General features: G+C 38.2%; 19 protein-coding genes and 1 rRNA gene. 18 read left to right on the top strand and 2 right to left on the bottom strand.

Going from position 1 to position 14524, the window contains the following annotated elements:
• Positions 1–16 precede the first annotated feature (16 nt).
• The 15 genes from FCI53_RS16560 (at position 17) to FCI53_RS16490 (ending at position 11029) form a co-directional block, all read left to right on the top strand.
• Complete coding sequence (locus FCI53_RS16560) at positions 17–352, top strand: KOW domain-containing RNA-binding protein (protein ID WP_138420156.1); 336 nt, start codon at positions 17–19, stop codon at positions 350–352.
• A complete protein-coding gene (gene infA, locus FCI53_RS16555; protein ID WP_018934234.1) occupies positions 330–548 on the top strand; it encodes a translation initiation factor IF-1 in 219 nt (72 codons plus the stop codon). The genes FCI53_RS16560 and infA overlap by 23 nt, the downstream gene beginning before the upstream one ends.
• A gap of 32 nt (positions 549–580) precedes the next feature.
• Positions 581–694, top strand: a complete 114-nt coding sequence (gene rpmJ / locus FCI53_RS16550; RefSeq protein ID WP_003156543.1) for a 50S ribosomal protein L36 — start codon at positions 581–583, stop codon at positions 692–694.
• 24 nt (positions 695–718) lie between these two features.
• The gene (rpsM, locus tag FCI53_RS16545; protein WP_138420155.1) at positions 719–1084 is read left to right on the top strand and encodes a 30S ribosomal protein S13; all 366 of its coding nucleotides are present in this window, start codon (positions 719–721) and stop codon (positions 1082–1084) included.
• A gap of 22 nt (positions 1085–1106) precedes the next feature.
• Positions 1107–1496: a 30S ribosomal protein S11 gene (gene rpsK / locus FCI53_RS16540; RefSeq protein ID WP_138420154.1), complete on the top strand. Its 390-nt coding sequence runs from the start codon at positions 1107–1109 to the stop codon at positions 1494–1496.
• Between the two features lie 226 nt (positions 1497–1722).
• The gene (locus FCI53_RS16535) at positions 1723–2667 is read left to right on the top strand and encodes a DNA-directed RNA polymerase subunit alpha (RefSeq protein WP_138420153.1); all 945 of its coding nucleotides are present in this window, start codon (positions 1723–1725) and stop codon (positions 2665–2667) included.
• A gap of 41 nt (positions 2668–2708) precedes the next feature.
• Positions 2709–3062: a 50S ribosomal protein L17 gene (gene rplQ / locus FCI53_RS16530; protein ID WP_138420152.1), complete on the top strand. Its 354-nt coding sequence runs from the start codon at positions 2709–2711 to the stop codon at positions 3060–3062.
• 988 nt (positions 3063–4050) lie between these two features.
• A complete protein-coding gene (locus FCI53_RS16525) occupies positions 4051–4887 on the top strand; it encodes an energy-coupling factor ABC transporter ATP-binding protein (protein ID WP_138420151.1) in 837 nt (278 codons plus the stop codon).
• Entirely contained in the window at positions 4863–5732 is an 870-nt protein-coding gene (locus tag FCI53_RS16520; RefSeq protein WP_138420150.1) for an energy-coupling factor ABC transporter ATP-binding protein, read from the top strand. The genes FCI53_RS16525 and FCI53_RS16520 overlap by 25 nt, the downstream gene beginning before the upstream one ends.
• Complete coding sequence (locus tag FCI53_RS16515; RefSeq protein WP_138420149.1) at positions 5725–6522, top strand: energy-coupling factor transporter transmembrane component T family protein; 798 nt, start codon at positions 5725–5727, stop codon at positions 6520–6522. Before FCI53_RS16520 ends, FCI53_RS16515 begins: the two co-directional genes overlap by 8 nt.
• A 16-nt stretch (positions 6523–6538) precedes the next feature.
• Positions 6539–7291, top strand: a complete 753-nt coding sequence (truA, locus tag FCI53_RS16510) for a tRNA pseudouridine(38-40) synthase TruA (protein WP_138420148.1) — start codon at positions 6539–6541, stop codon at positions 7289–7291.
• Positions 7292–7535: 244 nt separating this feature from the next.
• Positions 7536–7973, top strand: a complete 438-nt coding sequence (gene rplM, locus FCI53_RS16505) for a 50S ribosomal protein L13 (RefSeq protein WP_138420147.1) — start codon at positions 7536–7538, stop codon at positions 7971–7973.
• 20 nt (positions 7974–7993) lie between these two features.
• Positions 7994–8386: a 30S ribosomal protein S9 gene (rpsI, locus tag FCI53_RS16500; protein ID WP_138420146.1), complete on the top strand. Its 393-nt coding sequence runs from the start codon at positions 7994–7996 to the stop codon at positions 8384–8386.
• 651 nt (positions 8387–9037) lie between these two features.
• Positions 9038–9757: an N-acetylmuramoyl-L-alanine amidase CwlD gene (gene cwlD, locus FCI53_RS16495; RefSeq protein ID WP_138420145.1), complete on the top strand. Its 720-nt coding sequence runs from the start codon at positions 9038–9040 to the stop codon at positions 9755–9757.
• A gap of 219 nt (positions 9758–9976) precedes the next feature.
• A complete protein-coding gene (locus tag FCI53_RS16490; RefSeq protein ID WP_138420144.1) occupies positions 9977–11029 on the top strand; it encodes an Mrp/NBP35 family ATP-binding protein in 1053 nt (350 codons plus the stop codon).
• A 209-nt stretch (positions 11030–11238) separates the two neighbouring features.
• Here the strand turns inward: FCI53_RS16490 and gerD are convergent, their stop codons facing one another.
• Positions 11239–11901, bottom strand: a complete 663-nt coding sequence (gene gerD / locus FCI53_RS16485) for a spore germination lipoprotein GerD (protein WP_138420143.1) — start codon at positions 11899–11901, stop codon at positions 11239–11241.
• A 159-nt stretch (positions 11902–12060) separates the two neighbouring features.
• On the opposite strand from gerD, the gene FCI53_RS16480 reads away from it, so the two are divergent.
• Positions 12061–12651: a KinB-signaling pathway activation protein gene (locus tag FCI53_RS16480; protein WP_138420142.1), complete on the top strand. Its 591-nt coding sequence runs from the start codon at positions 12061–12063 to the stop codon at positions 12649–12651.
• Between the two features lie 61 nt (positions 12652–12712).
• On the opposite strand, the gene pdaB is transcribed toward FCI53_RS16480, so the two are convergent.
• A complete protein-coding gene (gene pdaB, locus FCI53_RS16475) occupies positions 12713–13474 on the bottom strand; it encodes a polysaccharide deacetylase family sporulation protein PdaB (RefSeq protein ID WP_138420141.1) in 762 nt (253 codons plus the stop codon).
• Between the two features lie 136 nt (positions 13475–13610).
• Between pdaB and FCI53_RS16470 the strand changes: the two genes are divergently transcribed.
• Together FCI53_RS16470 and FCI53_RS16465 are read left to right on the top strand one after the other, a co-directional pair.
• On the top strand, positions 13611–13832 hold the full coding sequence (locus tag FCI53_RS16470) for a hypothetical protein (protein ID WP_138420140.1): 222 nt from the start codon (positions 13611–13613) through the stop codon (positions 13830–13832).
• 330 nt (positions 13833–14162) lie between these two features.
• Positions 14163–14524, top strand: a 16S ribosomal RNA gene (locus FCI53_RS16465); the annotation flags it as partial.

The raw sequence follows: 14524 nt of genomic DNA, 5'->3' as shown, positions 1-14524 counted from the left end.
GTGAAGGTGATCGTGGTTGAGTGAAACGGAGTCGAGTCCGCGAATAGGTCAAGTAGTTCAAATCTTACAAGGACGCGAAGCAGGTCAATTTGCAATTGTCATACAAATTGTAGACGATCGTTTTGTTTTGCTTGCTGATGGGGAAAAAAGAAAATATGACCGACCAAAGAAAAAGAATTTCAATCATATTTCGTTGCAAGATTACATCTCTCCAGAAGTACGAAACAGCCTTCTAGAAACTGGTCGCGTAACAAATGGTAAGCTACGATTTGCTATATCAAAATTTGTCAATGAAAAAGTGACTGATTTGAAGAAGGGAGATCAACTCGATGGCAAAAGACGATGCAATTGAAGTAGAAGGTACTGTCATTGACACGTTACCTAATGCTATGTTTAAAGTTGAGTTAGAGAATGGTCATACCGTACTAGCTCATGTTTCTGGTAAAATCCGTATGCATTTCATCCGAATCTTACCTGGGGACAAAGTTACGGTTGAACTTTCTCCATATGATTTAACAAGAGGGCGTATCACGTACCGTTATAAATAATTGATGACTTCCGTCAAAAGGAGGTATGGATGATGAAGGTAAGACCATCTGTAAAACCAATATGTGAAAAATGTAAAGTTATTCGCCGTAAAGGTAAAGTTATGGTAATTTGTGAAAATCCAAAACACAAACAGAAACAAGGATAATCGAAAAGGAGGTGCAGGCTTAATATGGCACGTATAGCAGGTATTGATATTCCTCGTGAGAAGCGCGTAGTTATCTCTCTAACATATATCTACGGAGTTGGAAAAACTACAGCACAAAAAATATTGAAAGAGGCTGGGGTTTCTGAAGATACACGAGTTCGTGATCTTACAGAAGACGAGTTAGCTAAAATTCGTACTGCTGTTGAACAGTTTACTGTTGAAGGTGACCTTCGTCGTGAGCTTTCTCTTAACATCAAGCGTCTAATCGAAATCGGTTCTTATCGTGGTGTCCGTCACCGTAGAGGGTTACCATTACGAGGTCAAAAAACGAAGAATAACTCTCGTACTCGTAAAGGCCCACGTAAAACAATGGCTAACAAGAAAAAATAAAGTAAAGGAGGTTGTTTCATAAATGGCTCGTAGACAAAACACACGTAAAAAACGCGTGAAAAAGAATATTGACACTGGTGTAGCACACATCCGTTCAACATTTAACAATACGATTGTAACAATTACTGATGTTCAAGGTAATGCAGTTGCATGGAGCAGTGCTGGTGCGCTTGGATTCAAAGGATCACGTAAATCCACGCCATTTGCTGCACAAATGGCAGCTGAAGCAGCAGCAAAATCAGCTCAAGAACATGGCTTAAAAACTCTAGAAGTAACTGTTAAGGGTCCTGGTGCTGGACGTGAAGCAGCGATTCGTTCACTTCAAGCAGCAGGTTTAGAAGTTACAGCCATTGTTGATGTAACACCAGTTCCTCACAATGGTTGCCGCCCACCAAAACGTCGTCGTGTTTAATTTATCTGTATATAATTTGTCAGGCTGTCTATAATGGGTTATGATAGCTTAAAGTATAATGGGACCAATAACTAATGTATATTTTTGGTTGAACTTTAAACTAGACAGCAATGATAGAACAGAAAATACGAATTGGCATTGAGCAGAAACGGGAACTGCCACCTGAGGAATTTCGGTTAGACGATGTCTAACCGGGGTTTCGACGTTTTGAAGGAGGGTTTTAATAATGATCGAAATTGAAAAACCAAAGATTGAAACGGTTGAGGTTAGCGATGACGCTACTTTTGGAAAGTTTGTTATCGAACCACTTGAACGTGGTTATGGTACAACACTAGGAAACTCCTTGCGTCGTATCCTTCTATCCTCACTTCCTGGTGCAGCTGTAACATCTGTACAAATTGACGGTGCACTTCATGAGTTTTCAACTGTTGATGGTGTTGTGGAAGATGTTACAACAATCATCCTAAACCTTAAGAAGTTAGCTCTAAAAATCTACTCTGATGATGAAAAGACATTAGAGATTGATGTACAGGGAGAAGGAAAAGTTACGGCTGCAGACATTACATTTGATAGTGATGTTGAAATTTTGAATCCTGATCTTCATATAGCGACATTAGGGACCAATGCACACTTACACATGAAGATTACGGCAGAACGTGGTCGTGGGTACCGTCCAGCCGAAGCAAATAACCATGATGATCAGCCTATCGGTGTGATTCCAGTTGATTCTATCTTTACACCTATTTCCCGTGTTACTTATCAAGTAGAAAACACTCGTGTAGGTCAAATTACAAATTTTGACAAACTTACACTTGATGTATCAACAGATGGAAGCATTCGACCAGAAGAGGCTATCTCACTTGGTGCTAAAATTTATATGGAACACTTAAATATCTTTGTTGGTCTAACTGATGAAGCGAAGAACGCTGAAATCATGATTGAAAAAGAAGAGGACCAAAAAGAAAAAGTGTTAGAAATGACGATTGAAGAATTAGACTTATCCGTTCGTTCTTACAATTGTTTGAAACGCGCTGGCATTAATACAGTGCAAGAACTTGCGCATAAATCTGAAGAAGATATGATGAAAGTACGTAACTTAGGTCGAAAATCACTAGAAGAAGTAAAACATAAACTAGAAGATCTTGGTTTAGGTTTACGTAAAGACGATTAATCGACACCTTTAGATATTTCCGAAAAAGGGAGGGATAATCCATGGCTAGAAAACTAGGTCGTACTACTGATAAACGTATGGCGCTACTTCGCAACCTTGCCACAGATTTGATTATTCATGAACGACTTGAAACAACAGAAGCTAAGGCAAAAGAGCTTCGTTCAGTTGTTGATAAAATGATTACTCTTGGTAAGCGTGGCGATCTTCATGCCCGTCGTCAAGCTGCGGCGTTTCTTTATAATGCTGAAGCAAACGAAAATGAGGATGCTGTACAAAAACTATTTTCTGATATTGCTACACGTTATGACGAGCGTCAAGGTGGTTACACACGTGTTCTTAAGTTAGGACAGCGTCGTGGTGATGGAGCAGAAATGGCGATTATTGAACTAGTTTAATTAAAGTGTAATAGCTTGAAGGGCAGGAGAATCTCTTCCACGAGGTGAATCCCAGCCCTTTTTTGTTATGAACTTGTTTTGTTTGCTTGGAAGAACCTTAACCAAGCTTCTTTTTTTATAATATTTTTCTCTCCGTGGCAACACTTCCCTATGACTATGATAAAATAATATGATGAAATAGGAATGTAGATGGTGGCGCGAAATTTAAGTCTTATGATTATAGTGTTCAAAATTTTTTGTAGTTCATAAACAACATAGACTCCGAAGTAATTTTGATAAAATTTCTTTATGACATTGAATTTGATTGCGTGTTATACCATCGCTTCGGCAGAATACTCCGCTTTCCGGGCACGGCCTCAGCCTCCTCGTGAAGACCACACTGCGGGGACTTCGGACTCGTGCTGTTCCCGCAAGACAAGGAACGCTACGGCAGCGATGCATCGCACGAAGAAAATTGAACTTTATTTTCGAGGTGTCTCCGTATTCTGCCTACGCTATTAGTAATTTTCTGATCTAAGCTAGATAAAACACTTGAACCTAATAACTGAGTCTGAGTGCACTATTATCTACGGGATAGGAAGCTTTTGTTGTACGTATACTCTAGTAATTTTCCTTAAAGAATTCGATAACACAGAAAGAGTGGAGAAAATACACCAGATACTCCTGTGGGAGGAATGGCCTCGATGAGATCCCGCAAGTGAGGGACGAACGAGGACAAGGAACGCTACGGCAGCGATGCATCGCACGAAGAAAATTGAACTTTATTTTCAAGGAGGCTCATCAGCCACCTTAGGATGCGCGTAGGTGTATTTTCGCAGCGCTAGACTAGCACTCAATTTATAAAGAACGAGCGAGAAAATAAGTTAATTCGGAGTTTCCATCAACTACGAATGTTAAAAGCAAAAGGCATATAAAATGCGTCCATTTTTAATAAATAAACATACTAAGGAAATCAACTGTGTTTGTGCCAAAGGGAGGGAAGAGTAAGGTGAGCTCTTTTATTGAATTTAAACATGTATCATTCCGCTATAGTGAGGAACAACCTTGGGTATTAAAAGACGTCAATTTTAAGATAAACGTGGACGAGTGGGTTGCTATAATAGGTCACAATGGTTCAGGTAAATCGACGATTGCGAAACTAATTAATGGTTTATTATTTCCACAAGAAGGTCAAATTATCGTTGATGGAATTGAAGTTAAGCAAGATACTGTATGGGAAATTCGTCAACGTGTTGGTATGGTTTTTCAAAATCCTGATAACCAATTTGTCGGAACTACCGTGAGAGACGATGTGGCCTTTGGACTAGAAAACCGAGGTATAGCAAGAGAAGAAATGGTAACCAGGATTAACAGTAGTTTGGCTTCTGTTTCAATGAATGATTTTTTATTACATGAGCCACATCGATTGTCTGGAGGTCAAAAGCAAAGAGTGGCGATCGCGAGTGTGTTAGCTATTTCTCCAACTGTTATCATCTTGGATGAGGCAACTGCAATGTTAGACCCAAGAGGGCGTGCTGAAATCATGGAAACGATTAATGCCGTGAAACACGAACGTAACTTAGCATTGGTTACCATCACCCATGATTTAACAGAAATTGTCCAAGCTGATCGTGTAATTGTGATGAATAATGGAAAGGTTTGGTTAGAATCCACACCAAGAAACTTGTTCCGTCAAAAGGATGAATTACAGTCGATTGGGTTAGATATTCCGTTTGTTGCAAAGTTTGCTGATGAGTTAAAGCAATTAGATGTACCATTAAACCATCAACCATTAAATCATGAAGAATTATTGGAGGAACTATGGACATATCATTCAAAAATGTAAGCTATATTTACCAACCCAATACACCTTTTGAACATCGTGCACTACAAAACCTATCGTTTGATATCAAGTCAGGTTCGTATGTAGCGATTGTAGGGCATACTGGTTCTGGGAAGTCAACCTTACTGCAGCATTTAAATGGTTTATTACGACCAACAGATGGGCAAGTACAAATAGGTAATTTCACCCTTTCTCCTGATGAAAAATTAAAAAATGTGATGGACCTACGGAAAAAGGTAGGGGTCGTCTTTCAATATCCTGAACATCAGTTATTTGAAGAGACGGTTGCCAAAGATATTGGATTTGGACCTAAAAATTTTGGGGAAGCCGAGCAGGAAATAAATAAACGGTTGTATGAGGTTATTGAAGCTGTTCAACTTCCTGAATCCTTATTAGAACGGTCTCCTTTTGATCTTAGTGGTGGTCAGATGAGAAGGGTTGCTATTGCAGGTGTATTAGCAATGGCCCCAGAAGTATTAGTACTAGACGAACCAACAGCTGGTTTAGATCCTCGAGGACAAAAAGATATGATGGATATGTTTTACCAGTTGCACAAACAAAAAGGGTTAACAACGATCCTTGTTACCCATAGTATGGAAGATGCACTTCGCTATGCAGATCATGTTATTATTTTAAATAAGGGGACAAAATATATGGAAGGTACCCCTCTAGATGTGTTTACAAGAAAACAAGAATTAAATGAAGTCCAACTAGATATCCCAGAGATTATTGAGTTTCTCAATAAAGTTGAAAAGCGGTTTGCGATCAACCTTTCTTATCAAGGACAAAGCCTTGCGGAAGTAGCGCAACAAGTAGTAGAAAAGCTTAAGGGGAAAAATTATGAGTAATTCATTTATTATTGGTCAATATGTCCCAGGTGATTCTTTCATACATCGTTTAGATCCACGTACTAAAATAGCAATTATATTTACCTTTGTTATTGTTGTATTTTTAGCAAACTCTGTTGCAAGCTATGGGTTATTAACAGCATTTTCTATTGGTAGTGCCCTGTTGACTCGTATAAAGTTATCTTATATTGCCAAAGGCCTCACACCAGTCTGGTTTCTAATTGTGTTCACTTTTATTCTTCATTTAATTGTGACAAAAGACGGAGAGGTATTATTCCAAATTGCATCATACCCCATATATTCAGGGGCTATTATTCAGGGAGCTGCAATTTCCTTGCGCTTTTTTCTATTGATTTTAGTGACGTCGTTATTAACATTGACGACAACCCCGATTGAGATTACCGATGCGATTGAAACGTTATTAGGCCCACTTAAAAAAATCAAATTCCCTGTCCATGAACTCGCACTTATGATGTCAATTTCGTTAAGGTTCATTCCAACATTGATGCAAGAGACAGAGAAGATATCGAAAGCCCAAGCTTCTCGAGGAGTTGATTTTAAAACTGGACCAATAAGAGATAGAGTGCAAGCTGTTGTTCCTTTACTAGTGCCATTGTTCGTAAGTGCATTTAAGCGCGCAGAGGAACTTGCAATGGCAATGGAGGCCCGAGGATATCAAGGGGGAGAAGGCCGTACCAAATTAAGAGAATTAAAGATTGAGGGGCGAGATCTATTCGTTATCAGTTTATTTCTATTGATTATTATTGGTCTGGTAATGACTAGAGCTTAAAAAGGATGGACAAAACATGGTCGAGCGATTAATGTGTACAATTAGTTATGATGGAACGAATTACTCTGGCTATCAAATTCAGCCTAATGGTCGAACAGTGCAGGAAGAATTAGAATCAGCACTCACGAAGATGCATAAGGGCCAACATGTGCGTGTGACGGCTTCCGGTAGAACGGATGCAGGTGTCCATGCATGGGGGCAGGTTATTCACTTTGATTCACCACTAACCATACCAACTGAAAATTGGAAAAAGGCTTTAAATACGTTATTACCTAACGATGTATATGTCTGCAACGTTAAAAAAGTAGCGGATTCTTTTCATGCTAGGTTTGATGTTAAAGAAAAAGAGTATCGTTATTTCATAATGAATAGAAAAGAGATTGACATCTTTAATAGGGACCATACTTTGCATGTCAAACAGCCATTAGACATAGAAGTGATGAACGAAGCATGTAGCTTGTTGGAAGGGGAACATGACTTTAGTTCCTTCTGTGCTGCTAACACAGGTGTTAAAGGTGATAAAATACGTACAATCTATCATGCGTCATGTTATCAAGAAGAAGATCAAATTGTGTTCGTATGCAAAGGTAGTGGTTTTTTATATAATATGGTCCGTATAATAGTCGGTACGTTAATAGAAATTGGAACAGGTAGTTTAACCCCTTCGCATATGAAACAAGTGCTCGATGCAAAAGATCGAGTAGCAGCAGGAAAAACAGCTCCACCACAAGGTTTGTTTTTATGGAGAGTTGTCTATAATGAGTTTTAGATCATCTAATTATTTGAATGGAAAATATTAATTATTAAAAACAACACATCCAGGTGTCACATTATATTGACAAAACCCCTTGAATGTTATAATATGATCTATGGCATTTTATTTTCTATACCACGATTAGCCCCGGAAAGTTAACTCGTGTAGAATATAAGATATATGCACTTTAACATTGAATAATAAGTCATAATCAAGTAATTTAAAAAAGAAAATGATTGATATATAGGAGGTACGGATCATGCGCACAACTTTCATGGCCAATGAAAATAATATCGAACGCAAATGGTATGTTGTGGATGCTGAAGGTCAAACGTTAGGTCGTCTAGCAAGTGAAGTTGCTACTATCTTACGTGGTAAGCACAAACCAACATACACGCCACATGTCGACACAGGTGACCATGTCATCATCATCAATGCAGAAAAAATTGAACTATCAGGTAACAAACTTAATGACAAAATGTACTACCGTCACTCAGGCTGGCAAGGTGGCTTGAAGGAACGTAATGCATATGAAATGCGTACAAAATATCCTGAACAAATGCTAGAACTTACTGTCAAAGGTATGCTTCCAAAAGGAACTCTTGGACGTAAAATGGGTAAGAAATTGCATGTGTATAGAGGATCAGAACATAATCACCAAGCACAAAAACCAGAAGTTTACGAACTTCGCGGATAATTAAAAGGAGGTAACAAATCGTGGCACAAGTACAATACTACGGTACCGGACGTCGTAAAAGTTCAACTGCACGTGTTCGTTTAGTTCCTGGAACAGGTAAAATTACTGTTAACAAGCGCGATGCAGAAAGCTATTTCCCATATGAAACACTACGTACAATCATTAAACAACCTTTAGCACTTACAGAAACTGAAGGAAGCTATGATGTACTAGTAAATGTTGATGGTGGAGGATTCACTGGTCAAGCTGGTGCAATTCGTCACGGAGTTGCTCGTGCATTATTAGAAGCAGATCCTGAATATCGTACAGCTTTAAAACGTGAAGGATTCCTAACTCGTGATGCTCGTATGAAAGAACGTAAGAAATACGGTCTTAAAGGCGCTCGTCGTTCACCACAGTTCTCAAAACGTTAATATATCTACGTTGGAAGGCTCTCAATCGATTTGGTTGGGGGTCTTTTTTGTGCTTATCTTTAATAGAGTGTATTTATTACACATAAGCTGTATTATGCGTATTTCTCTCTTATGTCCTTTATAAAGTGAGAGATAATAGCCGCTGCGGAAATACACTCCGCTTTCCTGTGGGGGGGCTGGTGAGCCTCCTCGCTCGTCCCTCACTGCGGGGTCTCACCGAGGCCACTAGTCCCACGGGAGTCTTCGTGTATTTCCTCCGCTTTTTCAAGTACTCTGAAGTTTTATGGTGTATTGCTTATTAAATGCCATGTTGATTTTATAGTTTTTGAGTTTATAAAGTATTACATCTATCAATAATCAGCCAACTTATACCAGCGAAGGCAGAATACGGAGACTCCTGCAGGAACAGCGCGAGCCGAAGATCCACTTGGTAAAGTGGTTTTCTTTACCAAGTTAGCTGAGGCCGTGCCCGCGGAAAGCGGAGTATTCTGCCGTAGCGACAGTATTACACTTATTTCAATCAGAATGCAAAAAGGCAAAGTTACTGCACATAATACAGCTTATGTGAAGTTGTTTGGTAATAAATCAGTCATAAATAAACACCTTGTCCCATATAGTGAGAAACAGGAATATGTATGGGGGGAAATGCAGATGACAAAGTCTGTGAAAGTAGCAGGTTGGATTATTGGAGCAATCCTTTTAGTGATGTTAGTACAATACCCAATACAAAAATCAACAAGTACTTGGAATACCTGGTCCTTACCATTGGCCGGAAAAACAATTGTATTGGATCCTGGACATGGTGGTGTTGATGGTGGTGCCGTAGGGGCAGATGAAACCTTAGAAAAGGATATCGCACTCGATGTTTCAAAATATTTACGTAACTATCTACAACAGGCTGGAGCACTCGTTTATATGACTAGGGAGACTGATCGTGACCTTGCAGCTGAAGATACGGATGGTTATTCGCGAAGAAAAGCAGAAGATTTAAGAAATCGAGTCGACTTAATTAAAGAAAAAGAAGCCGATTTTGTCGTTAGTGTTCATCTAAATGCTCTTCCTTCCGATAAGTGGAGTGGCGCACAAACATTCTTTTACCCTTCTTTAGAAAAAAGTGAACAATTGGCCGAATTAATTCAAGCTGAAATTAAAAGAAACTTGGACAATACGAATCGGGATGCGCGAGCTGTTAATATGTATTTATTGAAACATGCGCAAACTCCTGGTGCTTTAGTGGAAATCGGTTTTTTATCTAATGTTCAAGAACGTGAACAATTAAAAACAGAAGATTATCAACGAAAGATGGCGGCCAGTATTTATGAAGGAATTTTACGTTATGTAACTGAGGGTTCTGAAGAAAAGGAAGAGTAGTAACAAGTCTTACACCATCCTATAATTTTTACCACAGTAATAAAAGTATGTATGTTGGACTAGTTCTAGCCTATTATAGGAACAACCTCTCCCAGCTTAAGAGCCCAGCAACTAATGAGACTTCTATCAGCTCTGTACGTTGCTAACCGGGCGCTTATGCTTTTATTATGTTATACTAATTTTGATAAGGTAAATAGTATGAAGGATGGTGAAGTTAGAATGTTGACAAAGGAACAGGTATTAAATCTATTAAATCCTATTAAGGATCCATTTTTACATAAAACCTTCGAAGAAACTGGCGGGGTTGAAGAAATTACAATTAAAGAAGAAAAGAAACATGTAAGCGTTAAGCTTGCAATAGGCAAAACAAATACCGCAGAACAGATGCAGCTCCAACAAGAAGTTGTAAATGTGTTAAAGCGAGAAGGTGCCGTAACGGTTGGACTTCGTTTCAGTCAATTACCAGATGAAATTATCCAAAAATTTCAACCAGCTTCTGAAAAAGATACTTCTCTGTTAAGTGGCGATTCTGGTACAAACTTTATCGCTGTAGCTAGTGGTAAAGGTGGCGTTGGTAAATCAACAGTTACAGTTAATTTAGCTGTTGCACTTGCTCGATTGGGTAAAAAAGTAGGTATCATCGATGCTGATATTTATGGTTTTAGTGTTCCAGATATGATGGGAGTGGAGAAACGCCCATCTTTAAAAGGAAACAGGATTGTTCCTGTTGAGAGATTTGGGGTAAAAGTCATTTCGATGGGTTTCTTTGTTGAGGATAATTCTCCAGTCATATGGCGTGGCCCTCGATTAGGTAAAATGCTGACCAGCTTTTTTAAAGAAGTTGAATGGGGCGATCTTGACTATTTATTGCTAGATTTACCACCCGGAACTGGTGATGTAGCTCTTGATGTTCATAACATGATTCCTTCTTCTAAAGAAATTATTGTTACAACACCACATCCAACTGCAGCATTTGTTGCAGCAAGAGCAGGACAAATGGCACTAACGACAGACCATGAAATCTTAGGTGTGGTCGAAAACATGTCTTATTTTGAAAGCAAAGTAACAGGAGAAAAGGAATATGTCTTTGGAAAAGGTGGAGGCAATAAATTAGCCGAGGCACTGCAAACAAAAGTATTAGGTCATTTGTCTCTCCAACAACCATATGAAGAAGAGGATGTATTTGCACCATCTGTTTATCAAGAAGATCATCCAAACGGTAAAGAATATAGAAAATTGGCTGCTAAAGTAGTTGAAAAATTTGAAGAGTAAAAAAAGGGGCTGAATCAGATCAGCCCCTTTTTTCTAGAAAGATAAAAGTGTATAGCTAAGTTCAGCTCCATTGCCTCTCCCTTGAGGTCTTAAATCAATCCCCTTTGGAGACTAAAGTGACCAAGTCGAGGTCTGTCTTTAACTTTGGGGGGAACAAGACACCTCGACCTTTGTTAGAATGGTGGTGGGAGTGTTAAGTATTTTAACTTTTACTGTCCACCGCCACCTCCGTCTTGTTCATCACCGGATCCACTCTGTTCTCCACCGCCGGACTCTCCAGATTGTTCTCCTCCAGATTCACCACCAGATTCTTCGGTTGGTTTCATTTCTTCAGCAGCTTTCAAGATCACATCAGCCATTTTTGCTTGAAACATTGGCGAGTCTAAGGTTTCCTGAATCGTTTTTTCTAAGTGTTCACGAAATTCTTGTCCCTTTAGTACACTGACCAGTTGCTTTTCCATATCAGGGTTCTGTAAAATTTCGATCATTTTTTTTTGATATTCAGAGTCACTCATTAATCCAGTTATAACATCTTCTTGTTGTTCCTTCATCGCTTTTGCATAAGATTCAACGAACTTCGGGTCTTCAAACATTTTATTCCAAAATTCTTTTCCTTTGTCTGAAGTGAGTGCACTTGTAACAGAATCTTCTACAACTTTAGATTCAATAACAAACGTTTTCTGCATTTCCTCATCGGTTAACACTTCTGTGATTGCCTTATTACCTTCATCCGTTTTTAATATATCTGTAACCATTTTTTTCACTTCTTCATAACTTGCTTCACTTCCATTTGATTGACCGCCACCACCGCCGCATGCACTTAATAGGAGAACGCATGAGCAGATAAGTACAAGATTTATTTGTTTCATCATAAAATTCAACTCCTTTCGGTGCGGTTATGTGCGATTTAACTTATTTATAATATGGGATTCACATTAAAAAATATGTATGACAAAGGAAAAAACATACCATTCATGATAAACTGTCAAGAGAGAAATATAACTGTTGTTCACATTTAGGGGGATAAAATTGTGAAAAGTCGAAATTTGGTTCGCTTGTTTTTTACAACATTATTGATAGGCGGAATATCAACACTACTTACAAGTTTTTTTGTGAAATCCGAAACATATGCAGCATTTCTAAATCCCATTGATGTTTTTGAGATATTTGGATTGCTTATCTTCTTTATTGGATTGGGATTTGTGTTTAGTTTAGTCAGTCAAATGGGCTTCTTTGCGTACTTGACTATTAACCAATTTGGTTTAGGAATGTTTAGAGGTCTTTGGGGGCCTATTCAAGTTATTTTGATAGGAGTTACATTATTTGATTTAGTATATTTTCGTTATAAAGGATCAGATGGGGAAACCTCCATTTATATCTATATATTAGTAGCAGTTGCTATATTTGTATATGGATGGATAATTTCAGGAATTAAAGCAAAAGAAACAAATAGGAAGGCATTTATACCAGCCCTTTTCTTTATGATTGTGATCACAACAATTGAGTGGGTACCAGGTTTGCGAGCTAGTGGTAATGATTATACGTGGCTTATGATCATCCCTTTATTAGTTTGTAATACATATCAATTACTGGTATTACACAGGATAACAGAAAGGAAATAAGTAAGAGGACAGGCTTTACTTCTAAATAAAGGCCTGTCCTCTTTAATGTTAAACAAGTTTATCACTCTACCTCTTTAGATTGTGAATCTGCTCTTGATATAAGTTCAGATATACTTACATATTCAAACCCCTTATTATTTAAGCCTGGAAGAATAGTGTCGAGAGCTTTTGGAGTTTGTTTCACTGAGTCAGAGGCGTGAAGTAATATAATATCCCCGTTCGATGTGGTTTTCATAACCTCATCTATAATCGTTTGTGTACCAGGGTTTTTCCAGTCCTTAGGATTAATGTTCCATTGAATCGCTTGGTATCCTTGTTGGCTTACTATTTCTAAAACTTCTTGATTGATGTGCCCGTTCGGAGTCCTTACTAATTCAATATCAGGGAACCCTAACTTATCAAATGTACTTTTGGCTTGATTTAAATCTTTTCTTACCTCATTTGGATCTAGTTTAACATAACTCTTATAATGATAGCCCATCATACCAATTTCATGGCCTTCTTCATCAATTTCCTTCACAATATCTGGGTGTCGCTCCGCCCATTCTCCATTAAGAAAAAATGTTGCTTGTACATCATGTTTCTTTAACTTTTCCAAAATTGGTTCTACCTTTTCATTCCCCCATGAAATATTAAACGTTAGTGCAATATTAGGATCATCTTCACTACCTTTACTTAGTGCCGTAGCCTCTTCTTTAGGTGAAAACACTGAGTAGGAACTTTCTACTTCAATCCACAGAAAAAAAGCCGTGAATAATGCACCAACAACTAGTAATCCCCACTTTTTCCAGTTTCCTATCTTTAATGTGTAAAAGTGTTGCATACTTCCTCCCCCTTATTGGACTTGCTATAAGTTTATGAGCAGATTTTTTTAATATGAATGAAGAATTTGTTTATTCATTATAAAAATGAGTCATATGGTAAAAATAAAAAAGAATATGTCTTTAGGAGTGACTTACGTGTTAGGAATGTTAATGAATGAAATGGAGAAAAAAGAAGTTGAATATTTAATAAAACGAGAACTAGAGGATTTACTATTAGATTTAAATGACAATCGAATTGATCATATGGTAAAGCGGGCGATGGATGAGAGGTATCGTCTGTTATTTCAATTATTTCGAAGAGTTGCAAGTGAAGATGAGTGTTTGAGATACATACCTAAAAAGATTAAATACGAATAGATAAGATTTAGCTAGTAGCATTTTTATATAATGTTTTAAAAAACTATTGCTAATGAATAATATATATGCTATATTATTTTTTGTTGTTAGGAAAAAGAAGTTGTCCTTAAAGAAACTTCATAAAAAATAATTCAAATAAATTATTGACACCAACAACAAACAATGATATTATATATATCGTCGCTGTTACAGACAGCGTTTGATCTTTGAAAACTGAACAAAACAACCAGTATGAAACAGATTAGGTAAGATGTTTCATTTATTTGAAACAGACTACCCTGAATCAATTTTTAAAAGCTAGTTTTTGTATGAGTGAAAGACACTCTTTCTATTATGGAGAGTTTGATCTTGGCTCAGGACGAACGCTGGCGGCGTGCCTAATACATGCAAGTCGAGCGCGGGAAGCAAGCAATCACCCTTCGGGGTGTGCGCTTGTGGAACGAGCGGCGGACGGGTGAGTAACACGTGGGCAACCTGCCTGTAAGATTGGGATAACTCGCGGAAACGTGAGCTAATACCGGATAATACTTTTATTCGCATGAATGAAAGTTGAAAGATGGCTTCTGCTATCACTTACAGATGGGCCCGCGGCGCATTAGCTAGTTGGTAGGGTAATGGCCTACCAAGGCAACGATGCGTAGCCGACCTGAGAGGGTGATCGGCCACACTGGGACTGAGACACGGCCCAGACT

It is taken from the genome of Aquibacillus sediminis, assembly GCF_005870085.1.
Classification (GTDB): domain Bacteria; phylum Bacillota; class Bacilli; order Bacillales; family Amphibacillaceae; genus Aquibacillus_E; species Aquibacillus_E sediminis.
Note: the sequence above shows the minus strand (reverse complement) of the source record. Positions and strands in the feature narration are given on the sequence as shown.